The organism is Enterococcus sp. AZ163 (genome assembly GCF_050498925.1).
In the GTDB taxonomy this organism is placed as follows: Bacteria; Bacillota; Bacilli; order Lactobacillales; family Enterococcaceae; genus Enterococcus_A; species Enterococcus_A ferrettii.
In genome coordinates this window covers 2,419,472-2,444,399 of record NZ_JBIPAO010000001.1, presented here as the reverse complement: position 1 = coordinate 2,444,399, position 24,928 = coordinate 2,419,472, and the positions used below count along the sequence as shown (strand labels likewise).

Sequence of the window (24,928 nt, the reverse complement as noted above, 5' to 3'; positions counted from 1 at the left end):
TAGAGACTTCATACTTCTTTCAAATTCACTTTCTATACTAGTAGTGTGAGGTGAGATGGATGAATTCCATACAAACAGCTTTGAGTGGTCTTACTAAAAGTAAAGTCTTCTTTTATTTTTCCTTTGCTTTTGCCAGCATTGCTCTATTTACGTTAACAACATTGCTTTTACTGTATTCAATGATTTCACAATTACATTCTAGTTTGATAACCTATGATATTCAATTTTTTACGTCCGGTGAGGTCCAAGAGATCCAGTCTTTTTATGTGAACTGGTTTATGTACAGCTGTCTTGGCATACTGATTGTCCTGTTTTTCAGTTTCATGTTTCTTTTACTTAAGCGAAAGAATGTTTTTAGCTACTTGACGTTGAACCCCCTTAGCTTTAGTCTTCGTCTGTTGTTTATTCTTTTGTTATCTTTTGTCTTTTTGATGGCTTTGTTTGTAGTGTTTGAATCAACTTATCAGCAATTTTTGCAACGCTTTTACCAGTACAGCTTAGATAAATTTAATGATCTGCCGAATTTTGTATTAAGCAATGGAGACAGTGGTTTCGCTTTTTCCGTTAGGTGGCCTCTTTCATTAGATATTTCTTCTAAAACTTTTTTCCAGCTGTTTATGAGTTCCTTAGTTAAAGCCGTTAGTCTGTTGGCCGTTTTAGTTCTCCCCATCAGTCTTTTCTTCCGATTATTGATCAAAAAACAGTCTCTTAGGAGTGTTCGTGAGTAAAACACGAACATTCTTATTTTTTTTATCCGTTTCATTCTACTTTCCATTGAATTACTAAGCCAGATTTCATATAATCGGAAAGTATTCATTATTACTAATTAATTTTAAGGAGCGTTTATTCTGATGGAAAAGTTTTTCAAGTTGAAGGAACACGGAACCACAGTTTCAACTGAAATAATGGCTGGAGTCACTACCTTCTTCGCCATGAGTTACATTTTATTTGTTAATCCTTCTATACTATCTGCCTCTGGTATGCCGTTTCAAGCGGTCTTCTTGGCAACAATTATTGCTTCAGTAATCGGTACTTTAGTTATGGGCTTATTCGCCAATGTTCCTTATGCGCAAGCGCCAGGAATGGGACTGAATGCTTTTTTTACTTATACAGTAGTATTCGGTTTGGGATATTCTTGGCAACAGGCATTAGCGATGGTTTTTCTTTGCGGAATTATTAATATCCTAATTACCGTAACAAAGATTCGTAAACTGATTATTCACGCTATTCCAGAAAGCATGCAACATGCGATTGGTGGCGGGATTGGTATTTTTGTCGCTTATGTAGGAATTAAAAATGCTGGATTATTGGCTTTCTCAGCTGATTCAGCGACTATTACTAGTAGTGTAGTGGAAAATGGTAAAGCGACTAACGTTGCTATGAACAGCGGTGTTGTTCCCGCTTTGGCAAATTTCAATAATGCACCAATTATTTTAGCAGTGATTGGCTTAGTGCTGACCACGATCTTAGTAGTAAAAAACGTGCGGGGGGCAATCCTAATCGGAATTGTGACAACGACTGTGATTGGTATTCTAATGGGTGTTGTTCAATTAGGTTCAATTGATTTCCAAAGCAATTCATTAGGCAGCTCAATTCAGGAGCTGGGAACAACTTTTGGTGCGGCTTTTGGTTCTGAAGGAATGGGTTCTTTATTCTCGGATTCTTCCAAATTACCACAGGTATTAATGACTATCCTAGCCTTCAGCCTATCCGATACCTTCGATACAATTGGTACCTTTATTGGAACAGGACGTCGAACCGGGATTTTCTCTAAGGAAGATGAACTTGCTCTAGAAGCGGCGAATACGAAAGGTTTCAAAACCAAGATGGATCGTGCTTTATTTGCAGATGCAATTGCTACATCCATCGGCGCAATTTTCGGAACTTCTAATACCACAACTTATGTAGAATCAGCTGCCGGGATTGGTGCTGGCGGACGAACAGGTCTAACTTCAGTGGTAGTTGCTGTTTTCTTTGCTTTAAGTAGTTTATTCTCTCCACTGATTGCGATTGTTCCAAGTCAGGCAACTGCACCAGCTCTAATTTTGGTAGGGGTAATGATGATGGCCTCTTTTGCTGATATTAACTGGTTGGATTTGGAAGACGCTGTTCCTGCTTTCTTTGCAAGTATCTTTATGGGACTATGCTACAGCATTTCTTACGGGATTGCTGCTGGCTTTATCTTCTATGCTATTGTGAAAGTAGTAAAAGGCAAAGCCAATGAAGTTTCACCAGTATTATGGGTGGTAAATCTACTCTTCATTTTAAACTTTATCATTTTAGCAATTCTATAAAAAAAGCGGAGCAGCCATTATGGTCGCTCCGTTTCCTTTTGTGCTTCTACTTCCTCGTCGGGAAAACTAACAGTAAACGTTGTGCCCTTTTCAAGCTCACTTTCAACTTGAATACTTCCCTTATGCAGTCGAACCAGTTCTTGAACAATTGACAATCCTAGTCCAGATTCCCCATATTTCGTGTTCTTCCGAGAAGGATCTACCTTGTAGTAACGGTCCCAAATATTTTTGATCTGGTCCTCACTCATGCCAATTCCTGTATCCGATATTTGAACTACTGTCTTCTTCTCTTCTTTATGCACACCAATGGCAATCGTTCCATCAGTAGTAAACTGAATTGCATTTTGGATAATGTTCACCATGATTTGAATGAAGCGATCATAATCAGCGTAAACATCAATGGATTCATCTGTATTTAAAATTAATTGATCGCCAGAGGCTTTTGCTTTAGCCTCTAACTGAGTTAAGAGACCACGTAAAGCTTTTGTGGCATCGAACTTTTTAACGACCATGCTGATTTGGTTGGTTCGGATTTTTTCGTAATCTAGATTCTCATTCACTAAACGAATTAAACGTGCTGTTTCGTTCTGCATTAGACTAATCGCTTTACTTCGCTGGTCCTCTGGAATAGCGTTGTACTGCAATCCCTCCAGCAATCCATTGATGGTCGTTAGTGGTGTACGCATTTCATGAGCAGCATCCGCCATAAATTGGCGCCGACGCTCTTCCTGTCGTTCGATTTCCTCTTGCGATTCACTTAACGAGATAGCCATGCTGTTAAAATCAGCTGCTAAGTCATCAAACTCATCCTTACCATTATCAGGAATTGTTACATCAAAATCACCACTAGCAATTTTTTTTGTGGCTGAGCGCATCCGATTGATTCGTTTCACCTGTCGTGTTGCAAAAAAGTAACTAACAAAGATAGCTACTACCGAAGCCACAATAAAGCCTTTGAATAGATCGCTAGTGACTGATGCCACACTATCACTAACGTTTCCTGCTGGTTGTGTTACGATCAAAACACCGTAAAACTGTTTCTTTAAAAAGAAAGGAGCCATTGCATAGGAAGTCGATCTTTCGTTACCAAGAATATCCTTCGAACGAGTCATTTTTTGTTCTTCCCCTTTGCTCAAGGATTCCCATTGACTCTTTGTAATCAAGGTTTGTTCTGCAACCTTTGTATTACTAGGATATTGAATTATTTGGTCACTGCTAATAAATACAAATTTAACATTTTGTGGTTCCAGCATACTTTCGGTCAACGCAATAGCTGCCAAAAAAGCTTCATCCTGCGTTCGATAATAATAAGGATTATCTTCTAACAAACGGGATGTTGTTTCTTGAATCGAACGAGTATAGCCAATGAGTTGATTGTAATTACTTTCTTCCATCGAGTGCCGAGTAAACTGAGTAAAGGTAACTCCTAAAGTCAACAGTATTAACAAAATCAACCCACCAAAGGCTAACAGCTGTTGGTAGAGGTATTTCATTTATCGACTCCAGAGTCATCAAATTTATACCCGACCCCCCAAACAGTTTGGATCACCTGTGGTCCTACTTTTTCAATTTTTTGACGCAATTTTTTAATGTGGGCATCTACGGTTCGTTCGTCACCAAAGTATTGATAGTCCCAAACTAATTCCAGCAGTTGTTCACGAGTAAAAACCTGACGCGGCTTTTTCGCCATAGTGTACAGCAAATCAAACTCCTTAGGTGTTAAACCATCAATAGGTTGATTTTCTAAGTAAGCTTCCCGCGTTTTTAAATTCATCTTGAAATGCTGTGTTTGAATATCAAAGGTTCCTTCAGCAGCTCCCCCGTTTTGTTGTTCGTTCGCTAATTCACTACGGCGGTGCAGAGCTTTGATTCGAGCAATTAACGTTAACGGTGAGAATGGCTTAGTCACATAATCGTCAGCTCCCATTTCCAAACCAATTACTTGATCACTTTCCGAATCTCTAGCGGTTAACATGATAATTGGAACGGTGCTTGAAAGTTTTCTAATTTCCCGGCCAACTTCCATGCCATCCATACTGGGCAGGTTCAAATCAAGTGTAATCATGTCCCATTTTTCCGGATCTTCCTTAAAAGCGTCCAGCCCTTCTTTACCATCATACTTGAATGTTGCCTCCCAACCTTCGTTTAAAAAGAACATTTGCATCATTTCTGATACAGATTCATTATCTTCAATCATCAGTATATTCATGTCATTTCCTCCAATGTCCGTATTTCTCTCTTAAATAGTATACTCTAAATCAGTCTTTTCAACCATTACCTTACCAGTATATTCAATAAGTATTTGTTTTTTCTTCAATAATTGCTAAGATAAGGGAAAAGGGATAAAGGGGATTTTTCATGTACGAAGGAATTGCTTTTTTTGATTTAGATGGTACGTTATTAGATGGCAAGTCGCAAATCACTCCTGAGATTAGTGAAGCGATGAGTCAATTAAAGCAAAACAATATTTTGCCAATTATCGCCACTGGTCGCAATGAGCGAGAAATCCAGAAGATTAAGCAGGCGGCTAACGTTTCCTCCTGCATCACAATGAACGGCATGCTGGTAAAAGTAGAAGAAACTATTGTTGAAGCCAATGAAATCGACTCCAATGATTGTGCGACTATGCTGGACTTTGCTCGCGAGTTGAAGGATGAGCTGGCCTTTCACTCAACTAATCAACTATTCATTTCTGGAGTAAATGATTATGTGAGAAAATCCTACAATTTTTTTCATTTAGATTTACCACCTGTTCACCCGACCGCTTATCACGAATATGTCACTCATATGATTCTGGTTTTATCCGAAGGCAATGATTCAATTTATCGGGAAGCTTTTCCAAAATATACTTTTTACCGGAATGGACCACTTTGTATTGATGTGGTGAATAAGGGCATTTCAAAAGGAACGGGTGTCCAATCGATTAAGAATTATTTGCAGCTTCAGGAAATTCCGACCTTTGCGTTTGGTGATGGTATCAACGATTTGGATTTATTAGACGCCTGTGATCACAAAATTGCAATGGGAAATGCCTTACCAGAAGTCATGGAACGGGCCGACTATATTACCGACAAAAATACCAATGGTGGAATTATCAAAGCTTTAAAGCATTATGATTTGATCTAAACATAAGAATCCCTTTTTGCTTTTTTACTACAAAAATGGTATACTCATTTTTGCAGTAAAATTCAATAAAGGGGACGTTACGGATTCGACAGGCATAGTTTGAGCCCGAATTGCGCTTCGTAGGTTACGTCTACGTAAAAACGTTACAGTTAAATATAACTGCTAAAAACAATAACAACTCTTACGCTTTAGCTGCCTAAAAACAGTTAGCGTAGATCCTCCTGGTATCGCCCATGTGCTCGGGTAAGGGTCTCAAAATTAGTGGGATACGTTTTAACTTTCCGTCTGTAAGTTAAAAAAGAGAACATCAGACTAGCAATGCCTGCGGCCTGTCATGCGGCAGAAGGCAACGCGAAATTTAAATAGTATGACTATGAGTGTAGATTTTTGGGTAGTCAATATGTTTGGACGCGGGTTCAACTCCCGCCGTCTCCATCGCTTTAAAAGCAAAATCCATTTGGGTTTTGCTTTTTTGCTTACTTAAAATCATGCCTCCGAAAAGTGTATTCACTAGTTTTATTACTCATTTTTTATTGTCCTCATTTCTCTCAGCGATTTTTAGTTTTTTTATTAAAACAGTAACTTCCACTAAATACTACCCTTTTTACAGTATCTAAAAACGGCAGGTAAACTCTTTCTTTCAAGTCTTGACTTGTCCTCAAGGTGAAGGTCTATACTTTGGATAGAACTTTTAAAAGAGGACATTATTTTATTGCACGGTGCTACCCTGGGTGGAACTGGCAAGTAGTGAGTATACCAGCACAGATTGTGCGTATCTACCAATCTGCTGCCGATAAATTCATAAAAAGGTTATTCTCACTGGATCTACCTCAGCCAAGTAATGCTAAAAGAACGAAAATTCCACCAGATATTGTCTGAAAGAGTAGAGTATCCAATAAACCTTTTTGATACAAACGAATGAATGCACTCTCCGCCACTGAAACTCATTACAATATTTAACTCGTTACACATTTTGGCTCGAATAAAATAAAGCTTCTGATTGTTTTCTTCCTAGTATATCTATATAGGGCCCAAAATTTTTCTATCCAAAGATACTAACCAGTTTTGACTAACAGGCAAAGCATTGACAGTTCACTTCCAACATTCTTTTTCTCCACGGTAAGACTTTACCTAGATGTTAAATCAATGCCCATTCACAAATTCAAGAAAATTGCATTTTTCAATTGACTTAACCTGAACTTTAAGTGTTAAAGTGACTTTATCCTATAGGATGACCCATGCTAAAGAAGGAAGAAATGCCCCATTCAATCAGAGAGTTGGCGAAAATTTTAGAGTCCAATGAGCAAAATTTGCATTTCTACGAAATAATCAAGACGGCTTTAGACACTACACTACGAATATTCGACTAGGGCTAGCATTTCTCTTGCTACTAAAGGGTTCGTTTCTGTCTATTTTGGAGCTGCAGCACTCTACTCAAAAAAGGAATCCCAACAAGATCTATTATTGCCATCCTGCTACATCCGTCAAGAGTGGTGATAGTTGCTTGCGTATTAGCAAGCAATAGTGCAAAAGCTGGAAGAATCCTAGCAATTACAAACTTAACTAGAAAAAGGAAATGAGGAGAACTATGAAAACTACTATTGATCAACAACACTTAACTGGAGAACGAGCATTATTTGGAAGTGATGGCCTGACCATTAAAAATTCTGTCTTTGAAGATGGTGAATCACCATTAAAAGAAAGTCGTAATCTTGATATTAGTGACAGCATTTTCCGCTGGAAATACCCTCTGTGGTATTGCGAAAATATTAACGTTACAGACACCACCCTTTTGGAAACGGCTCGCTCAGGAATTTGGTACACCAACAATATTGCAATTAAAGACAGCATAATCCAAGCACCAAAAACCTTTCGTCGGGGTCAGGACATCCAATTAACTAATGTGCATCTGCCTAAAGCGGAAGAAACCTTCTGGAACTGCGAAAACATTATCTTAAACAATGTACAGGCGGAAGGAAATTACTTTGCTATGAACAGCAAAAATATCACTGCTCACGATTTTTCTCTAAGTGGAAACTATGCCTTTGACGGAGCATCCAACCTTGAAATCTATCATTCCAAATTAATTTCAAAGGATGCCTTTTGGAATTGTCAGGATGTGACTGTCTATGATTCCGTGATCATTGGCGAATATTTAGGCTGGAATTCAACTAACCTGCGTTTTATTAACTGCTATATTGAGAGTGAACAAGGGCTATGCTACGTGGAAAATCTAGTGATTGAACATGGCAAAATCGTCAATACTGACTTAGCATTCGAGTATTCGACAATAGATGTCAAGATCTCCACTACCATTGACAGTGTAAAAAATCCGATTTCTGGCCATATCCAAGCCAAAAATATCGGTGAATTAATTATGGAAGCCAGTGAAATTAATCCAGAAAAAACTCGAATTTGCCTGACCGATGCCTGTACAAAAATACTGGCACTGGATGAACAAATCCGATAAATACAAAATAAAGGAGCGAAAATAACCGAGTGAACATTTTATCACGAATAAACGGTCCCCAAGAATTAAAAAACTTAAATCCGCAGGAGCTTGCAGCTTTAGCTGACGAACTTCGTGCAGCCGTCTTGAATCGAGTCAGCAAGGTTGGTGTTCATGTTGGTCCCAACCTCGGCATTACTGAACTGACTATCGCCTTTCATTACGTTTTTCAATCACCAGTGGACAAAATTATTTGGAATGTCTCCCACCAATCTTATCCTCATAAAATCCTTACTGGCGTAAAAGTGGCTATTTAGAGGATGATGCCTTTGATGACATCTCTGGGTATACATCTCAGAATGAAAGTGCTCATGATTTCTTTAAAATCGGTCACATTTCAACATCCATCCGCTTAGTACCTGGATTAGCCAAAGCGCGTGACTTGAAACAGAAAAAGAGGAATGTGATTGCTTTGGTTCTCTCTGCAGCGGTTTAGCCCTTAAAGTACTAAACAACAGATCGGAATTGAACTCTAACCTCATTATTACATTAAATGATAATGAAATGTCGATTGATGATAATTTTGGTGGACTGTACCGTACTCTAACTGAACTGCGGAAAACCAAGGGTAAGTCTTCCAAAAATTTATTTAAAGGTATAGGCTTTGATTACCAATATATAGAACAGGGCAATGATGTAGCTGCGATGATCAAAGCCTTTGAAGCAATCAAGGATATTGACCATCCTATTGTACTGCACGTTCATACAGAAAAAGGACATGGTTATTCGCCGGCTGTTGAAGAGAAAAGCTTGTTTCACTGGCGACCACCCTTCGATTTAGCAACCGGCGAAAGTTTGTCCCCTAACAATCAGCCAACATATAGTGAACTAATTGTTGAAACACTGCTGAAAAAAATAGACAGCGGTACTAAGAATTTAGTCGCAATTACTGCAGTAATTCCAGGGATGTTTGATTTGGCACCCCTTAAAACACAACAGCCAACTCATTATTTTGATATAGGGATTGCAGAAGGGCATTCAATTAGCTAAGTGTCAGCTGGATTAGCGAAAAATGGGCTTCGACCAGTATTGTTTCATTCTAGTTATTTCTCGCCGCGAGCTTACGATCAGCGGTCTCATGTCTTGACGGTTAACCAGCTGCCAGCAGTAATTATTGTAGGAAACGGACACCTAACAGAAAGTGATAGTACTGATCAAGGTATTTTAGATATTTCAATGATCAACAGCATACTAATATTAAATACTTGGCACCAAGCAGTAAAGAAGAATCATTGACAATACTCGATTGGTCCTTAATTCAAACACAAGGACCCGTAGCCATTCTCTTGCCGGCTGGACCGGTCGTTTCCCGACCAGCAGCCTATCAGGATCATTCTCAGCCTCACTATGAAATCTGTTATCAAGGACAATCGGCTGTCATTCTAGCCTTAGGGAATTTCAATTCCTTAGGAGAGGCGGTACGTCAGCAACTAGAAAGACACCTGGGAGTCTCCCCCCTTAGATCAATTCGCTGATGATTACAAAGCTAGACTAGGACTGTTTATCGTAGCTTAAGGCAAACCATTCAATTATTATTACTTTAGAAGATGACCGTTTAACCGGTGGATTTGGTGAAAAGGTAGCAGCTTATTATGGCGATTCTTCCATAAAGATTTCAAATTTTGGCGCTTTAAACGAGTTTACAGATAATGTAGTGCTGAATGAATTAGTGGAACGTTATCAGTTGCATCCAGAAGTAATTGTAGCAAAGGTACTAGATGCGATTAACTAGAAATTAGCAAAATAAAGCCGAATGACTGAACCTCTGCCTTAATCAATAGAGGTCTAGTCATTCGACTGTTTAATGATTGTTAAAGTAGTCTTCGGCACTTATCCAATTAGCTCATCGCTTCTTTTGTCGTCCAGTTTGGCAGCCGTTTTTCTGCTTCCTGGAACTTACCATTTTCATAATCTTCAATTTTACCGTTTAGCCGTTGAATTGTCGCACCAATTTCTTCGTACTTGGCTACTAGCTGATTTCGCTCTTCCTGTAGCAGGCGTTTACGTTCCTCCAAGGTAGCATCCCCCTGCTGATACAACGTTGTATATTCAATTAATGATTCTACCGAGAGTCCTGAGCTGCGCATGCACTTGATAAATTCAATCCAGTTCAAATCTTCTTGCTGAAAATCTCTAACCCCACCGTTTTTTCTAGTGACCGGAGGAATCAGCCCAACTCGTTCATAGTAACGTAACGTGACCGCTGTAACACCCATTAATTTCGCAGCTTCTGATATGTTCATCTGCTTCACCTCAAGCTCTTTCTACTTATACTATAGCATGTATTTTAACTTCTAACGACTTTCTCGACAGCTTCACTGACTTTTAAATCCCTGCACTCCGTGAAGAAGGCGGTCCAGGCCATCCTTCACTTTCTCTTTAGTTGTAGCATAATTTAATCGGATAAAGGCCTGACTATTCGCTCCAAAAATAGCACCAGCTGTCACATATAATCCGGTTTTTTTGCGAATAAATTGACATAATTCCTCGGCATTATCGGTCAGCTGCGAACAATCTAACCATGCCAGATATGTGGCTTCACTGGAAACCACCTTGATTTCTGGCAGCTGTTCGGTAACGAAAGCTTCGACTGATTGACGGTTTTCATAAAGATAGTGATTCAGCTCGGTGAGCCAAGTCTCCCCCTCATTAAACGCCGCTATCGCAGCCTGAATTGCAAAGCTGTTCGGTTCCGCTACTTCATCCGTATTGATTCCTCGACTAACTAGCTTGCGTAATTTTTCATTTTTCACGACAATTGCCGCTGTCTGCAGCCCCGCGATATTAAACGTCTTTGTGGGAGCGCAGCACATAATCACATTTTCTGTTACCTCAGCGGAAGCCGCATAAAAGGGATGATACTGTTTTCCTGGAAAGGTCAAATCACAATGGATTTCATCACTAATAATCACCACTCCATGCTTCAAGCACAATTGTCCCACCTTTTCTAAAACTGCTGGTTCCCAAATTTTCCCAATCGGATTATGAGGGTTGCAGAAAATCAGTAGCGATGTATTCTCGAGAGCCAGCTTGTTCTCCAAGTCGGCAAAATCAATAGCATATTGCCCTGCTTCATATTGTAAATCACTGGATAAAACAATGCGGTGATTATTAACAATCGAGTTATAAAAAATATTGTACACTGGTGAAAAAATCAGTACCTGATCACCGACCTTGGTCAATTTGCGCACAATAGAAGAAATCGCCGGAACTACACCTGTACAATACATAATCCATTCTTCTTGGAGCATAACACCGTGCCGCCGCTTCCACCAATTGGCAACCGCTCGGTTAAACGTCGGCGGTACCGTGTTGTAACCAAATACTCCATGGGCTGCTCGCTGATTAATCGCATCAATTACTGCTGGTGCTGTTTGAAAATCCATATCTGCTACCCACATCGGCAGTTCATCTTTTGCAATACCCCACTTATACGAATGGGTATCAAAACGATCAATTGCCTGATCAAAATTTGCCATAAAAAGCCTCCTTGTTCTCCGTGATTTCAGATCAAGTATAGACCTTAACCTTAACTTTAAGTCAAGGGAAAATAAAAAAGTTGTTTATCATTTTCAGACAAACAACCCATGTAATAGAAAGCTCTCGGTATTTCTATTTAATGTACGCCAAACACAACCCTCTACTTTTTTAACAAGACGGTTGTAAGGTGTTGGAACTATGGATACGAATTTCAGCTAGTAAAAAAATACCCACACAGTAATTAACACGCCTGAAAAATTTTTCATCGGTCAATCGCTGTCCCAGCATATTTCTAAGCCACAACATGTCGAAACGGTGATTACATGTCCAAATGATCGATTTTGGCTTAGCTTCTTCCACCGATCAATTGCAGAAATTTCCAGCTTAAGGGAAGACTTTGCAATTTTGCTCAGCTTCAGAGCGTCGCCTTTGTTCTGTTCATCATCAGCTTGAAGAAAACTCCCTTTTTGGACGCAACAAACTAACGATTCTTTTTGCCTCGTTTTTTCTTGCCTGATCCGGTATTTCTCAGCTGACTCTTCAAGCGTTCCAGCTGAGGACTGCTTTCCTTAGACGACGCACGCAAATCTTCGATGTTGAAATTCGTCAAGACCATTCCCTTTGGCAATTGAGAAGTGACAAAAGCTATCAGCTCCTGATCGCTCATCGCTGCTACCGTTTCTTCTGGCAGCAGGATTTCCATCAAACCTTGATCGCGCTCGCTTTTTGGCGGTGTGATCACTGGTCGATTCATAGATGTATGCTGGTTTAAAGTGATTTGTGATTGGATATTTTTAGGTTTTGCGGCTGCTAAGACTTCACTTAATTGCATCGCTTGGACTGCCGGGTTTAAAAGTATATTAGACGCTTGATGAACTGCTGATTTGCCAACTGTCTTTGGTACTTTTACAGCAGATTTAGCTGGGACAACTGGATTCAACACAGTCTTTAGCTTTTGATCAGATTTGGTCATTGCCGAAAAAGAGCATTGTGCTTGATCAATCATCGCTTCAAAAGATTTTTTAGGTACTTGAACCGAAGCAACCACGGATTGAGGCGATTTGGTTGTTGGTTTATTGGTTTGAACAGTCTCTACTGCTGGTTTAGCTGTAGTAACTGTTTCTTTGATAGTTTTCATTGTGGATTTAACTGGAGCTACCACCCTTTGAGCAGCTTTCCCCATTGAGGATTCCGCAGATTCAAGCGATTTGGTGGTTGTATTTGACGGAACAGATTGCTCCATTTGCATCGCTTTAAGATCAACTTTGCCTTTGCTGAAATCAAACAGTGGACGTTCAATGGTTTCAACGAATTTTGCGCTGATGACTTTGGTGAACAGACGAACACCATCTTTCTCAAATAAAGGCAAATTTGCCATCGCTTCTAAAGCAGCCCGAATTTCTGCTGCTGGTTTATTGGGATCAGGATTTTTAAAGGTCCAGTTCTGACGACTGCCATCACTATTTTCAAAAGTTGCTACTAAACTTAACATATCTCTTTTCTCTCTTTCACTCAGTTTTATGTTTGCGGTTTCATTTATTCACCAGAATCCTGCAAAAGTCAAAAACGGTATCTGGATATTTTGGGTTCTGATTTTTCATGTATCGACGCCTATAGAGTATCGAAACATGAAAAGGCTGTCAATAGTTTTTTTTCAAAGAAGAGAAGTAACCTGTGAAAAAAAGCGCCAGATTAGTTTTTGGAGAACGATAATTTTTTTCAAGTTCCGATAGAGTTTAACTCCTTGAAAGACGAAAATACCAAAAATTGTTAGGTACAAGGTCATATCTTTCATTTAATCTTGTACCTTGTATTTTCGCCTTCACCTGTAGGATCACCATGCTAATTATACAGATTGTTATTTTTCCACGTGTTTCCAATTTTTTCAATATTTCCAAAGTATAGTCTATCCCATTTACTTTAGACTATACTTGAAATTATTACCAACATTTCCCCACTTAAACTCTTCTTTATTACTCTGCTAACTCAACGGAGATTTCCACGCTGCACTGCCCCAAAGCCTGTGTTAAGTCAAGCAAATCATTCCTCGCAATTGTCAAGGACAGGACTGCTTTGAAGGCTTTCGCAGTTTCCATATTAACTAACATTTCGCGAAAAATTTACTTACCAACAATAATTAGTAAATGGTTCATAGCTGTTCCTTCCTCATTTTCGATTACTTGACTAGTCATCGCTGTTTCGGCACTAAAAGGAGTTTGAATTATTTGACTGAATTCTGCTTCTGTTTTCATGTTATAAACGTTATTTTCATAATTACTTTCCTGTGTGTTTCTACATCCGCTTAGCAGCAAAGTCAACAACAAAATCAATTCATTTACTTGTCTTATATCATTACTCTTAGTCTTAAAGTAAAGTTAATAGAAAAAACTTTTTCGATAAGAGTTTTTCATCTTTAGAAAACAAACCACAATAGAGGAAGAGGTGCCTCGTGACACTTCCTCCTCTACTCCAGTTTTTGTCGATCTCCCATTATATAATCTGCATCCTTTGCCAGTTGAAAGTTCCCTTCCAACCCCTTTGTTGCATAAATCTGATTGTCCTTGCTAACAAAAATGGCATCAGTATTCTCATCGGTTTCTTTTTCGACATAGTTCAGTCCTGCCTTGATACCTTTGCTATAAACTAATGTTGACAGAGCGTCCCCATCAATCGATTGGTTGGTGATAATCGACACACCGGCTAGGTCATTGTCGTAAGGATAGCCGGTAGTAGAATCAAAAATATGGTGATATATCTGATCGTCCATCTCCAGCTTGCGTTCGTAAATCCCTGATGTCACAATGGTTTGATTGGTGGTACGGAGGGTTCCAATTGTTACGCCCCGTGCCAAATTAGGGTCCTGAACCCCCACTGTCCAACGGCCATCCTCCTGATTAGGATTCTTCCCCAGCACATAAATATTGCCGCCTAAATCCAGAATAGCCGAGGTCACGCCTTCTTGCTTTAAGGTCTTCGCAACCTCATCAGTAATATATCCTTTGGCAATTGCCCCTAAATCAATTTGCATACCGGCTTCCTGCAGAAAAACAGTTTGTGCCTCATCAGAAAAGGTAACCTTGTGATAATCAACTTTTTTTACTGCCACCTCAATTTCTGACTGCTCTGGTTTGCGGGCATCTTCACGACCGATACACCATAATTGGGTAATAGCACCAATCGTATAATTGAACCCTCCCGCCGATTCTTCACTATACTCAGCTGCCTTCTTAATTAGTTGATAAGCATCTGATGAAACCTTGACCGGATGAATTCCAGCCTGTGCATTGATTTTTTCTATTTCCGAGGTATGTTCTTCTGAGTCAGTAGTCAGCTGCGCCTCCAATTGGTCAATCCGTTGAAAGGCTGGCTCCAGTGCAGCTTCTTTGTCTTCATCATAAATTCGAATCCGAATATACGTGCCTAGCGAAAAACTTTCCTTTGAATAAGGCTCTTCTCGCAAATCGTTTTGTCGACTGCAGCCAGCTAAAAAAAACATGCATAGCAATAGGCTGAGCAAACTGCTCCTTCTTTTCATTTCCTTCACCTTTTGTTTTCTATTCTCGTTTTACTTATGATACAGTAAAAGTATAACTTACTCTGAGAAGAAAAAGCAGCTTTTTACTTAGAAAAGGAGGCGACAGCCATCAAACTAAACCATTTTTTTGATAAAAGTTTATGGCGGCCCTGGGATAGCATTATCATCAGACTGCTGCTAGTCGGTTCTTTGCTTCCTTTATTGTTTTTTTCCATTTATCAAAAACAAGCCGCAGCCAATAGTCTGGAAGCTGTTCTGCGCATTGACGGTGAAGAGATTCGCCGCTTCGATCTGGTTGAGGATCAAAAGACGTTTACCTATCAATATGAGGACACAGATGGTGATTACAATATCATTGAAGTAACCGATCAGAAAATCCGAGTAAAAGAAGCCAGCTGCCGCGATCAAGTCTGTGTTCGTCGAGGATGGATTGAAAAAAAAGGGGAAACGATTGTCTGCCTGCCCCATAAACTAGTGATTGAAATTGTCTAGCAGAAAGGAGCTCAGCATGGCAAAAACTAAAAAAATGCTCTTTATTTCATTACTGGTAGCCCAAGGAGTTGTTTTAGGGCTACTGGAAAATATGCTTCCGTATCCCTTTGCTTTTGCACCAGGAGCTAAGCTGGGATTAGCCAATCTGATCACCGTCATCTCCTTATTTACCATGCGCAACCGAGACAGCTTTTTCTTGATTTGGTTGCGACTGCTGCTGACTACCTTGCTAGGAGGAACCGTTTCAACATTTCTTTACAGTGCCAGTGGGGCTATGCTCAGCTACGGTGGAATGTTAGGAGTAAAAAAGCTAGGGCCTCAACGAGTAAGCATTGTTGGGATTAGCGCTGCCGGCGGCTTTTTGCACAATATTGGACAGCTGATTGTTGCTGCTATGATTGCACAATCCTGGTCAGTCATGCTCTACCTGCCAATCCTCTTGTCTTTAGGTGTTTTATCCGGTATTTTTATTGGTATGGCCTCAAATTACTTGCTGCAACGGGTTAAAACCTTGCAGGAATTTCAATTGGCTTATGAACGAAGAAATCTTACCAAATAACATCAAAACATTAGAAAAAGAGAAAGAATCGGTGCTTTAAAGCAGGATTCTTTCTTTTTTTTAGTGCTTTCTATATCATTTCCCTTAATCATTATTTAAGCAAAATACGGTAATTGTTTTATTCTTTCCAAAACATTTGGCCGCTACTATGACAAATACTATTTTTTGAGTGGTCAAATGCTCAAGACTCAGAGGTGCCAATAACTAATGAAGGAGCATTGACCGATGGAACATGCTGTATCCCATAAATTTGATTTATCCGCCAACTTTCTTAAGTATCTGGCAATCGCTGCAATGTTTTTAGATCATTTCGCCAGTGTCTTTATTCCTAGCGACCAACCAATTTGGTTCGTTATGCGGGTTTTCGGTCGTTTGTGTGCGCCGATTATGTGTTACTTCGTGGCTGAAGGGGAGTTTTTTACCTCGAATCGAAAAAAATATTTACAACGCTTAGTTCTTTTTGCTTTGCTGGCACATTTTCCCTATGTCATTTATTTTAATCTACCGCTGTTCGGCGCCACCAGCGTTTTGTGGGGATTAGCACTTGGATTAATGGCCTTAATTTTCGTCAAACACTCAGCAGCTAATCTCGGGATAAAGATTGCTTTTGTAGGATTATGCTGCTTGCTAGCTATTTGGGCGGATTGGAATTTCGTCTCTGTACTTTGGATTCTTGGCTTTGGACTATTTCGCGGCAACTTCAAAAAACAAATGCTCAGTTTTCTGTTGATAGGAATCGTCTTTCATTTATACCCACTGTTGCGGGATTACGGAACAGCTGATTTGTATCAAATCGGAATCGTACTGGCTATTCCGGTGCTGGCCTTATATCATGGAAGAAAAGGACGCGGCGGTAAATGGATGAAATGGGGCTTTTACTTGTTTTACCCAGGACATTTACTCCTGCTTGAGCTGCTAAAAATATTGATCAGATAGGAGTCAACATGAAATCAATTGCATTACTAGTTACTACTGGTGTTCTATTATTGACAATGGCCGGTTGCCAGCAAAACAACGAAACTTCTGAATCCGGCAGTAGTCAAACAACAGAAACAGCCGTCCCCTCTAAAGAGTCATCTTCAATTAGCCAAGAGACTGCTTCAACCGAGGAAACTCCGGAGCTTACGGGTGAAGTTTACCAGGGACAATACGAATTACCACTGCAGGGTGCAACCGGTTATGTGTCTATCACCCTTCCATTGAGAGAGGCCAATACTATTCAAAGCACTGAGCTAAGACGTTTAGAGCCAGGAACTGGTTTTACCATTTTAAAGGAAGAGAATGGCTGGCTGCAGGTAAACGTCGAGGGCCAAACGGGGTGGCTGGATAGTAATTATTGTATGGTGAATTTGCCGGATTTGATTCCTTCGATCCAATACAACATCACGAATAATACTAAATCATTATTCACTTCCTCTGGACACACTATTCCTAATGTTACTGGACAGGTGTTGTATGAAAGCCGAGATTTAAATGACCGGTTGGGTAAGGAAGAATACATTGTACCCGTCTTATACAATATGGCTGGAAAAATTATGCAAGCTCAAACAGCGGCCTTGTCGGAGGGTAATACCTTAGTCATTTATGAAGGTTTTCGCCCATTACCAGTACAGTTAAATGTTGCAAATCAGCTGATGCAGCTAGCACAAGCGACACCAGAAATTATGGCAGGTATCGCTTCACAGCCCTGGCAAATCGATTGGTTCATTTCTACTAAAGTGTCTAACCACCAAGTAGGCTATGCAATTGATGTAACGGTTGCCAAAATTGACACTTCCAAGCAGAAGAAAGTTGGCAAGTATTTAATCACGGAGGTAGAAAACTCCACTGAGTATCCGATGCACACAGCTATGCACGAATTGAGTACACAATCAGCTATCTACACTCAGCCGGTGGCCGCCAATGATCGCACCGCTTGGCAAAGTGCTGTTGCAAATCCTAATAACAGCGGCAATGTTGCCTTACTTCAGCACTACCTAATCACTATCGGCGGATTAACGCCATTGGCTTCGGAATGGTGGCATTTCAACGATCTTGATGCCTTAGATGTTTTACAAAATCAAAAAGGAAACGGCGATTTTGTATTGTCTTCTACCTACAGCGAAATACCCGAATAATCACTACAAGGAGATAAACCGGTTGGCTTATCTCCCTGTTTCTGTTGCATTAGACTACCTGTAATTCTGTTGTCGCCTTGGTCTCCGCCAACAAAATACGATCAATCAGCTCCATTACTCTGTGTACCTCATGATTTTTCACAATCGGTTCTGCTTGATGACGAACTACTTCATAAAAATTGTGATAAAAGGACACATATTCAGCTTTAGGCTTTGTAAACGGTAGCTTAATAGTTGAATCCTCAGAAGGTGGTGCCATGGTCTTCGTTAATCCGACACCAGCTTGAATCGGCTGCGGTGCGGATAAGATCTCATTTTTTGAAGCAACGACCATTTCGCCAGACAAATCCCAATCCTCAATTTTAGCCGTGCCTTCAGTTCCTTTCACATACCAACGCGGTAATTTTGTGTAGTTGGTGGTGCCTACCTCCACTACAGCCCGCAATCCATTTTCAAAAGTCAGGACACAGCTGAAGCCATCATCCACTTCATCACCTAAAATATAACTCAAATCAGTAGATACTTTTTGGATAGGATAATCTACTAAAAACAATAATTGGTCAAAAAGATGAACGCCCCAGTCCAACACCATTCCACCACCATGAGCCTTCAAGTGACGCCAATCACCTGGGATTCCATTGGCGCCCTGTACTCGCGATTCAATTTGGAAGATATCACCCATTTTCCGATTTTTGTAGAGCTCACGAATAATAAGAAAATCCGGGTCCCAGCGACGATTTTGATGCACCATAAAAACGCAATCGGTCTCATGGGCAACCGCCAGTATTTCATCAAACTCTTTTGTTGTCAACGTCACCGGTTTTTCACAAACCACATGTTTCCCAGCCTGTAAAGCCTGGATCGTTAATTCCTTATGCACATCATTGGGAGTGGCAATTAGTACTGCTTCAACTTGTTTATCTAATAATACTGCTTCATAACTAGGATAAAGTATATGCCCATTTTCTGCGGAAACAGCTTGACGTTCCTCGGACACATCATAGGTTCCGATCACTTGAACACGTTCTTGTTCTTTTGGCATGATAGTATGCACATGATAGCTGCCCATACCGCCATACCCGATAACCGCAAAATTGATTGGTTTCATTTATTTCCTCCCTATGCCCACCACATATCAGCTGGCTGATCCTTGATCATAATACCTTTTAGGTTTGTAACTGCTCGCGTTAGCCCTTCATCAATTGACATAATTGGGTCTTCATGCTCGATACTTAATACATAATCGTAGCCATACAAACGCAATGCCGAAATAATATCTGACCAAACCTTCAAGTCATGGCCACAACCAACAGTCCGGAAAGTCCACGCCCTAGTTTGTACATTGTTATATGGCTGCATATCTGTTAAACCGTACATATTGATATTGTCTTGATCCAAGTAGGTATCTTTGGCGTGGAAATGATGGATGGCGCCTTCTTTACCCAGAATTTTGACCGCGGCTACTGGATCAATCCCCTGCCACCACAAGTGACTCGGGTCTAAATTACAACCGATTGCTTTTCCGGTTGCTTCTCGCAGCTTCAACATCGTATAAGGCGTATGACATAAGAATCCACCATGCAATTCGATCCCTATTTTTACACCCGCAGCTTCAGCAATCGTATTGATTTCTTGCCAATAAGGAATTAGCTTTTGTTCCCATTGGTAATTGTAATTATCATTATAAGCAGTCGGCCACGGCAATACCGGCCAGTTTACCTGCGTGTCAGATGGATTGCCGCCGGAAACACCTGAGAAACCATTGACTACAGAAACATTCATTAAGCTTGCTAATTTAATTGTTTTGCGCAGTAGCTCATCGGCTTCCTGAGCCGTTTCTTTTACTGGTGAAATCGGATTGTGATGACAGCTTAAAGCAGAAATACTTAATCCTTTATCAGCTAATTTTGCCAAATACTCCTGACGCGCTTCCCTGCTGTTTAACAGCTTGTCAATATCCAAATGAGCATTTCCTGGCGATCCGCCTGTTCCGATCTCAACAGCCTGTAAACCTTGTTTAGCTACTGCATCAATCATTTCCTCAAAGCTTAAATTGTTAAATAGTGGGGTAAATACACCTAATTTCATCGCTTGTTCCTCCTATAAAAAGACTGGCTGACCAGTGGTTGATGATTCGTAAATGGCCTCTAATATTTCTGTTACGACTAGCGCCTGCTCCGGCTTCACTATCGGCTCTTGATCTTCTAAAATTGCAGTAATCCAAGACTGAGCCTCTGTCAACGCCGGGTCGTCTCCTTCACCATCGTAAAAATCGACACCGCCTGTTTCTAATTCGATTTTCTTTTCAAACAATAAACTATGATCTTCACCATTCAAGGTCAATCCAGCATTCATATCTGCTCCACCCTTAGTTCCGCAAAGTGTCGTCTTCGCTTCCTTCACACCTAAGCTGTTTAACGCCCAGCTGGATTCTAGGAAGATACTGGCCCCATTCTCCATCACAATAAAACCAAAAGCTGAATCCTCCACCTTGAACTTTTCCGGGTCCCATGATCCCCAGGCATTAGCCGCATTCTCCGTATCAGCTAGCTTATGATAAGCTTTGCCGACTACATATTTAGGCTGATAATTATTCATCATCCACAAAGTCAAATCTAATGCATGTGTACCAATATCAATTAATGGCCCACCTCCCTGCGCTTCTTCATCAAGGAAAACACCCCAAGTAGGAACTGCTCGGCGACGAATCGCATGCGCTTTACCAAAATATATATCTCCTAATGCACCTTCTTGACAAACCTCTTGCAAATATCGTGAATCTGTCCGGAAACGGTTTTGGTAGCCAATGGTCAATTTTTTGCCGGTTCTTTCAGCAGCTTCGATCATCTGCTTCGCCTCAGCCGAGGTTTTAGCCATGGGTTTCTCACACATTACATGACAATCTGCCTCTAAAGCAGCAATCGTTAATTCTGCATGAGAAGAGTTAGGGGTGCACACATGCACTACATCCAATGACAATTCTGCCAGCATTTCCTTGTAATCAGTAAAAACCTTAGCATCCTCGGTTCCAAAGATTACCTGTGCATTAACCGCACGTTCCAAAATAACATCGCAAAAAGCTACTAATTCGACTTCCTTAATTTGCTCTAAAGCCGGAAGATGCTTTCCTTTAGCAATTCCACCGCACCCGATAATTCCAATCTTCAGCTTCATAAATTCCTCCATATTCTTTATTTACCTATAGTATAGTGAAACCAATCTAGGATTTCTTCCTTTATTCCTAACCAAAAGTTCCCGAATTTTGCGTTTTTTTACTCGATGCTAAACATTTATAATTCTCTCAAAAAAAGTTAAGATAACAAAAAACCAGCATCCTCCGTGAGATACTGGAATGAAACTACTGATCTATTTGTTTCTGAAATTGCTTTGGCGAGATGCCAACCTGAGCTTTAAACACATGGTGAAATGTCTTTACACTGGCAAAACCTGATTGACTGGCAACTTCAGTTAAGGGTTGCTCGGAGGTGCCTAAGATGTATTTGGCAATATTAATTCGATATTCAGTCAAATACTGAATAAAAGAAGTCCCTACATGCTTTTTGAAAAAGCGAGAAAAGTACGAGGGGCTAAAGCCCACATAATTTGCGACCTCCTCCATGGTAATTGCCGTCAAAAAATTACTTTCCACATAGGTGAAAACTGAATTCAAGCAAGCCATCACTTCCTGATTTTTCATAGCTTGACGCGACTGGTTAACTGACTTTTCGATCGTCGGAAGCTTGTAAAAATATGCAATCAGTTGATTCAGCAAGCCAGCCATTTCATATTCAGTTCCTTCTTCCGTTTGAGTCGACCAATGAAACAGCTTCAGCAAAAGATCGGTGATCTTTTCTTTAATTGACTGTGGCCAGATCATGCTATAACTGGGAATGCTGCCAAATAAATCATACAAGGATCGGTTGGAGATCATCAGATTCTCTATGTTATGAAAGAGTTTTAAGTCAAATTGATAAACAATTCGCTCGCTATCAGGCGAAGCCAAAAAGAAGTGAGCCTCGCCACTAGGGAAAACATAGGCATCCCCTTCCTTCAGTTTAAGTACCTGCTCGTTGACACCCAAGTTGACCGTCCCCTTTAAGCAATAAATAATTTCGACTTCCTTGTGCCAATGAGGATAGGTAATATCCCAGCCATAGGAAATAAACGTACGAAAGGGAAACAGTGGATTTAGCTGCGGCGTTTCAATATATTTACTCATAGAACTCCTTGTTCTGCTTAAGGCATGGTAATAACTTCTTCGGTTTCTGTATCGAAAAAGTGTGATTTATTTAGATTGAAGGCCAACTGGATTTTTTGCCCTGGCTGATAGACCTCACGAGCATCTACTTTAGACACGAATTCTGTGTTTCCGCTCTTAGAATACAGCATGATTTCTGCTCCTAGCAGTTCAGATACTTCAATCTGCGCTTTTACTGTCGTTTCTGGTGAAGATTCCAAAACAATTTGTTCATTATGAATATCCTCCGGACGAATCCCTAAAATGACTTCTTTGCCTTCATAACCTTTTTGCAGCAATACTTTATTTTTTCCTTCTGGTACTTTCAATTCTAACCCTTGTCCATCACGAATAACACCCTTATTTAGAGTAACATGGAAGAAATTCATAGCCGGTGATCCAATAAAACCCGCTACAAAAACATTTCTAGGAGAATTGTAGACCTCTTTTGGTGAACCAATCTGCTGAATAAATCCATCCTTCATAATGACGATTCGATCTGCCATAGTCATTGCTTCTGTTTGGTCATGAGTGACATAAATTGTAGTAGTTTCCAAACGTTGATGCAGCTTGGCGATTTCCGCTCGCATCGCTACCCGTAATTTGGCATCTAGATTGGATAGAGGCTCATCCATTAGGAATACCTTCGCATCTCGTACAATTGCCCTGCCCAATGCGACCCGTTGTCGTTGTCCACCTGACATCGCGGCCGGCTTCCGATCCAAATACTCAGTTAAGCCTAAGATACTTGCAGCATTTTCTACTCGTTTTTGAATATCTTCCTTTTGGTATTTGCGTAATTTCAACCCAAAAGCCATGTTGTCAAAAACTGTCATATGAGGATACAATGCATAGTTCTGGAAAACCATAGCAATGTCTCGATCCTTTGGTGCCACATCATTCATCAGGACGCCACCAATCAATAATTCTCCTTCAGAAATATCCTCTAAGCCCGCAATCATTCGTAAGGTTGTCGATTTTCCACAACCAGAAGGGCCAACAAAGACAATAAACTCCTGATCCTTAATTTCAAGATTGAAATCCGTTACTGAATACTTGTCATTATTACCATATTTTTTATGCACACCTCTTAAAGCTATATCTACCATAAATGCACCTCTTTTATTTATTGTCGACTATTACTTGGTCATTTTCCACGATGCGAAAGTTCTTATTCTCTAAATTTGCTTCCAGACGGGCGGCTGTCTGCCCATCCTGACTGGTTCTAACAATGATAATCTCTTGTGCAGAAGGTGTTTCCACGTTAATTTCTCCTTCTAAGTCAAAAGCAGCTGAAGTATTTCTAAAACGTAGCAAGTCGAACAATGCCTGAACGACCGGACGCTGGACTTCTACTTCAATTTCTTCTATTGAATAGTAATGACGATTAATGTTGCGACCCTCTTGTGTTCGTTCTAAGAGTTCAATATCATTTCTACCAGCAAATAGACCTACATAATAAATTTGGGGAATTCCCGGAGCAAAACATTGGAGTGCTCTGGCTAACAAATAGCTGTTGTCATTGTCCCCTAGTGCACTGTAATAAGTGCTATTAATTTGATAAATATCCAAATTATTGTAGCTTTCAGAAGAGTAAATCTTCTTCACGTTGGCTCCAACTTTATATAGCTCTTCTGAAGTATAATTTAATTCTTCGTCAGTCAATAAATCCTTTGCATCCACTACTCCGATGCCATCGTGGGTATCTAAGGTAGTAAACTGTCTCATAGGACTCATACGCAACCAAGCTGCCAGCCGCTCGCTTTTCCCGCTGTATAAAGAATACAAGGTAAGCATCGGCAAAGCAAAATCGTACACATAATAATTATGATCAGAAATTTTCATTTGAATCGAGTAATGCTCATGGATTTCAGGCAGTAGCTCCACTTGATGTTCCGCTGCTTCTTCACGAATGTCATCTAATAATTGCCATATTTCCGGTTCTACAAAAAAATCATCGGTGTCCAGCTTTTTAATTGCATAAGCGAAGGCATCTAAACGGATCAGAGAACAGCCATGTTTAGCCATGTCCGCAATAGTTTCTCGAATAAAAGTTTTGGTTATTTCCTTAGTTACATCCAAATCTATTTGTTCTTCCCCAAAGGTATTCCAAACCTGTTCAGTTTCACCATCAGCAAAAGTTATCTTCTGAAAGGGCGCCTTATCCTTACGCTTATAAATCAAATCAATGTCTTCAGCCGTCGGACGATTCTTCGGGAAAAACTTATGAATGCGAATGAACATCTCTTTATAAAGAGAGTTCTCATGCTTTGCCTTGAAGTCTTGAAAGAACTTCGACTCCCGCGAGATATGATTGACCATAAAATCAAACATCAAATAATAACTTTCTCCTAGAGCTTCTACATCCTGCCAATTGCCAAAAGCAGCATCTACCACAGTATAGTCGCTGGGGGCAAAGCCACGGTCGCCAGTAGAGGGAAAGAAAGGCAGCAAATGTACACCACCAACGACTCCTGTTAACTGACTGTTTAGGATCTGTTTTAGCTCCTTTAAATTGCTGCCCATGCTGTCCGCATAGGTAATTAGCATTGCTTCATTTTTAACCTTCACATTCTCAC

21 protein-coding genes, 1 other RNA gene and 1 pseudogene are annotated in these 24,928 nt (G+C 40.2%); 10 read left to right on the top strand and 13 right to left on the bottom strand.

The window, feature by feature from the left end; all coding sequences use genetic code 11:
* The first annotated feature begins 59 nt into the window (after positions 1–59).
* Both IGI46_RS11625 and IGI46_RS11620 read left to right on the top strand, forming a co-directional pair.
* Positions 60–728, top strand: coding sequence for a hypothetical protein (locus IGI46_RS11625; RefSeq protein WP_429963305.1), 669 nt, complete (start codon positions 60–62; stop codon positions 726–728).
* A gap of 123 nt (positions 729–851) precedes the next feature.
* Complete coding sequence (locus tag IGI46_RS11620; protein ID WP_429963304.1) at positions 852–2,294, top strand: NCS2 family permease; 1,443 nt, start codon at positions 852–854, stop codon at positions 2,292–2,294.
* Between the two features lie 17 nt (positions 2,295–2,311).
* On the opposite strand, the gene IGI46_RS11615 is transcribed toward IGI46_RS11620, so the two are convergent.
* Both IGI46_RS11615 and IGI46_RS11610 read right to left on the bottom strand, forming a co-directional pair.
* On the bottom strand, positions 2,312–3,787 hold the full coding sequence (locus tag IGI46_RS11615; protein WP_429973498.1) for an ATP-binding protein: 1,476 nt from the start codon (positions 3,785–3,787) through the stop codon (positions 2,312–2,314).
* Positions 3,784–4,503 carry a response regulator transcription factor gene (locus IGI46_RS11610; RefSeq protein WP_207704981.1) on the bottom strand — a complete coding sequence of 240 codons (720 nt, stop codon included), beginning with the start codon at positions 4,501–4,503 and terminating at the stop codon, positions 3,784–3,786. The genes IGI46_RS11615 and IGI46_RS11610 overlap by 4 nt, the downstream gene beginning before the upstream one ends.
* 149 nt (positions 4,504–4,652) lie before the next feature.
* Between IGI46_RS11610 and IGI46_RS11605 the strand changes: the two genes are divergently transcribed.
* The 4 genes and pseudogenes from IGI46_RS11605 to IGI46_RS11590 all read left to right on the top strand — a co-directional run bounded on the left by IGI46_RS11605 (position 4,653) and on the right by IGI46_RS11590 (position 9,661).
* Complete coding sequence (locus IGI46_RS11605) at positions 4,653–5,420, top strand: Cof-type HAD-IIB family hydrolase (RefSeq protein WP_429973497.1); 768 nt, start codon at positions 4,653–4,655, stop codon at positions 5,418–5,420.
* Between the two features lie 70 nt (positions 5,421–5,490).
* Positions 5,491–5,858, top strand: a transfer-messenger RNA (tmRNA) gene (gene ssrA, locus IGI46_RS11600).
* 1,150 nt (positions 5,859–7,008) lie between these two features.
* Complete coding sequence (locus IGI46_RS11595; RefSeq protein WP_429963301.1) at positions 7,009–7,890, top strand: DUF3737 family protein; 882 nt, start codon at positions 7,009–7,011, stop codon at positions 7,888–7,890.
* Between the two features lie 29 nt (positions 7,891–7,919).
* Positions 7,920–9,661 (top strand): annotated as a pseudogene (locus tag IGI46_RS11590) (1-deoxy-D-xylulose-5-phosphate synthase).
* Between the two features lie 106 nt (positions 9,662–9,767).
* Here IGI46_RS11590 and IGI46_RS11585 read toward each other — a convergent pair.
* The 5 genes from IGI46_RS11585 to IGI46_RS11565 all read right to left on the bottom strand — a co-directional run bounded on the left by IGI46_RS11585 (position 9,768) and on the right by IGI46_RS11565 (position 14,944).
* Positions 9,768–10,172 (bottom strand): MerR family transcriptional regulator, encoded by a 405-nt coding sequence (locus IGI46_RS11585; protein WP_429963297.1) that lies wholly within the window; start codon positions 10,170–10,172, stop codon positions 9,768–9,770.
* Between the two features lie 72 nt (positions 10,173–10,244).
* Complete coding sequence (locus IGI46_RS11580; protein WP_429963296.1) at positions 10,245–11,408, bottom strand: MalY/PatB family protein; 1,164 nt, start codon at positions 11,406–11,408, stop codon at positions 10,245–10,247.
* A gap of 482 nt (positions 11,409–11,890) precedes the next feature.
* On the bottom strand, positions 11,891–12,901 hold the full coding sequence (locus IGI46_RS11575) for a DUF2922 domain-containing protein (RefSeq protein ID WP_429973496.1): 1,011 nt from the start codon (positions 12,899–12,901) through the stop codon (positions 11,891–11,893).
* A 628-nt stretch (positions 12,902–13,529) separates the two neighbouring features.
* A complete protein-coding gene (locus IGI46_RS11570) occupies positions 13,530–13,661 on the bottom strand; it encodes a hypothetical protein (RefSeq protein ID WP_429963294.1) in 132 nt (43 codons plus the stop codon).
* Positions 13,662–13,873: 212 nt separating this feature from the next.
* Positions 13,874–14,944 (bottom strand): FAD:protein FMN transferase, encoded by a 1,071-nt coding sequence (locus tag IGI46_RS11565; RefSeq protein WP_429963293.1) that lies wholly within the window; start codon positions 14,942–14,944, stop codon positions 13,874–13,876.
* Between the two features lie 108 nt (positions 14,945–15,052).
* Between IGI46_RS11565 and IGI46_RS11560 the strand changes: the two genes are divergently transcribed.
* From IGI46_RS11560 to IGI46_RS11545, 4 genes are all read left to right on the top strand, one after another.
* Positions 15,053–15,436: a NusG domain II-containing protein gene (locus IGI46_RS11560; RefSeq protein WP_429964959.1), complete on the top strand. Its 384-nt coding sequence runs from the start codon at positions 15,053–15,055 to the stop codon at positions 15,434–15,436.
* Positions 15,437–15,452: 16 nt separating this feature from the next.
* Positions 15,453–15,995 (top strand): Gx transporter family protein, encoded by a 543-nt coding sequence (locus IGI46_RS11555; protein WP_429963292.1) that lies wholly within the window; start codon positions 15,453–15,455, stop codon positions 15,993–15,995.
* Between the two features lie 225 nt (positions 15,996–16,220).
* A complete protein-coding gene (locus tag IGI46_RS11550) occupies positions 16,221–16,931 on the top strand; it encodes a TraX family protein (RefSeq protein ID WP_429973495.1) in 711 nt (236 codons plus the stop codon).
* An 8-nt stretch (positions 16,932–16,939) separates the two neighbouring features.
* Positions 16,940–18,112 carry an SH3 domain-containing protein gene (locus IGI46_RS11545; RefSeq protein ID WP_429963290.1) on the top strand — a complete coding sequence of 391 codons (1,173 nt, stop codon included), beginning with the start codon at positions 16,940–16,942 and terminating at the stop codon, positions 18,110–18,112.
* Between the two features lie 49 nt (positions 18,113–18,161).
* Here IGI46_RS11545 and IGI46_RS11540 read toward each other — a convergent pair whose 3' ends face one another.
* The 6 genes from IGI46_RS11540 to gtfA form a co-directional block, all read right to left on the bottom strand.
* The gene (locus IGI46_RS11540; protein WP_429963289.1) at positions 18,162–19,220 is read right to left on the bottom strand and encodes a Gfo/Idh/MocA family protein; all 1,059 of its coding nucleotides are present in this window, start codon (positions 19,218–19,220) and stop codon (positions 18,162–18,164) included.
* Between the two features lie 11 nt (positions 19,221–19,231).
* Positions 19,232–20,200 (bottom strand): sugar phosphate isomerase/epimerase family protein, encoded by a 969-nt coding sequence (locus tag IGI46_RS11535; protein WP_429963288.1) that lies wholly within the window; start codon positions 20,198–20,200, stop codon positions 19,232–19,234.
* A 12-nt stretch (positions 20,201–20,212) separates the two neighbouring features.
* Complete coding sequence (locus tag IGI46_RS11530; protein ID WP_429963287.1) at positions 20,213–21,286, bottom strand: Gfo/Idh/MocA family protein; 1,074 nt, start codon at positions 21,284–21,286, stop codon at positions 20,213–20,215.
* A 184-nt stretch (positions 21,287–21,470) separates the two neighbouring features.
* On the bottom strand, positions 21,471–22,331 hold the full coding sequence (locus IGI46_RS11525; protein WP_429963286.1) for an AraC family transcriptional regulator: 861 nt from the start codon (positions 22,329–22,331) through the stop codon (positions 21,471–21,473).
* A gap of 17 nt (positions 22,332–22,348) precedes the next feature.
* Complete coding sequence (locus IGI46_RS11520; RefSeq protein ID WP_429963285.1) at positions 22,349–23,458, bottom strand: ABC transporter ATP-binding protein; 1,110 nt, start codon at positions 23,456–23,458, stop codon at positions 22,349–22,351.
* Positions 23,459–23,471: 13 nt separating this feature from the next.
* Entirely contained in the window at positions 23,472–24,920 is a 1,449-nt protein-coding gene (gene gtfA / locus IGI46_RS11515) for a sucrose phosphorylase (RefSeq protein WP_429963284.1), read from the bottom strand.
* Between the last annotated feature and the right edge of the window lie 8 nt (positions 24,921–24,928).

Bases quoted from the DNA above. Each gene is read 5' to 3' on its own strand.
- IGI46_RS11625 (WP_429963305.1), top strand. From the start codon at position 60: ATGAATTCCATACAAACAGCTTTGAGTGGTCTTACTAAAAGTAAAGTC.
- IGI46_RS11620 (WP_429963304.1), top strand. From the start codon at position 852: ATGGAAAAGTTTTTCAAGTTGAAGGAACACGGAACCACAGTTTCAACT.
- IGI46_RS11615 (WP_429973498.1), bottom strand. From the start codon at position 3,787: ATGAAATACCTCTACCAACAGCTGTTAGCCTTTGGTGGGTTGATTTTG.
- IGI46_RS11610 (WP_207704981.1), bottom strand. From the start codon at position 4,503: ATGAATATACTGATGATTGAAGATAATGAATCTGTATCAGAAATGATG.
- IGI46_RS11605 (WP_429973497.1), top strand. From the start codon at position 4,653: ATGTACGAAGGAATTGCTTTTTTTGATTTAGATGGTACGTTATTAGAT.
- IGI46_RS11595 (WP_429963301.1), top strand. From the start codon at position 7,009: ATGAAAACTACTATTGATCAACAACACTTAACTGGAGAACGAGCATTA.
- IGI46_RS11585 (WP_429963297.1), bottom strand. From the start codon at position 10,172: ATGAACATATCAGAAGCTGCGAAATTAATGGGTGTTACAGCGGTCACG.
- IGI46_RS11580 (WP_429963296.1), bottom strand. From the start codon at position 11,408: ATGGCAAATTTTGATCAGGCAATTGATCGTTTTGATACCCATTCGTAT.
- IGI46_RS11575 (WP_429973496.1), bottom strand. From the start codon at position 12,901: ATGTTAAGTTTAGTAGCAACTTTTGAAAATAGTGATGGCAGTCGTCAG.
- IGI46_RS11570 (WP_429963294.1), bottom strand. From the start codon at position 13,661: ATGAAAACAGAAGCAGAATTCAGTCAAATAATTCAAACTCCTTTTAGT.
- IGI46_RS11565 (WP_429963293.1), bottom strand. From the start codon at position 14,944: ATGAAAAGAAGGAGCAGTTTGCTCAGCCTATTGCTATGCATGTTTTTT.
- IGI46_RS11555 (WP_429963292.1), top strand. From the start codon at position 15,453: ATGGCAAAAACTAAAAAAATGCTCTTTATTTCATTACTGGTAGCCCAA.
- IGI46_RS11550 (WP_429973495.1), top strand. From the start codon at position 16,221: ATGGAACATGCTGTATCCCATAAATTTGATTTATCCGCCAACTTTCTT.
- IGI46_RS11545 (WP_429963290.1), top strand. From the start codon at position 16,940: ATGAAATCAATTGCATTACTAGTTACTACTGGTGTTCTATTATTGACA.
- IGI46_RS11540 (WP_429963289.1), bottom strand. From the start codon at position 19,220: ATGAAACCAATCAATTTTGCGGTTATCGGGTATGGCGGTATGGGCAGC.
- IGI46_RS11535 (WP_429963288.1), bottom strand. From the start codon at position 20,200: ATGAAATTAGGTGTATTTACCCCACTATTTAACAATTTAAGCTTTGAG.
- IGI46_RS11530 (WP_429963287.1), bottom strand. From the start codon at position 21,286: ATGAAGCTGAAGATTGGAATTATCGGGTGCGGTGGAATTGCTAAAGGA.
- IGI46_RS11525 (WP_429963286.1), bottom strand. From the start codon at position 22,331: ATGAGTAAATATATTGAAACGCCGCAGCTAAATCCACTGTTTCCCTTT.
- IGI46_RS11520 (WP_429963285.1), bottom strand. From the start codon at position 23,458: ATGGTAGATATAGCTTTAAGAGGTGTGCATAAAAAATATGGTAATAAT.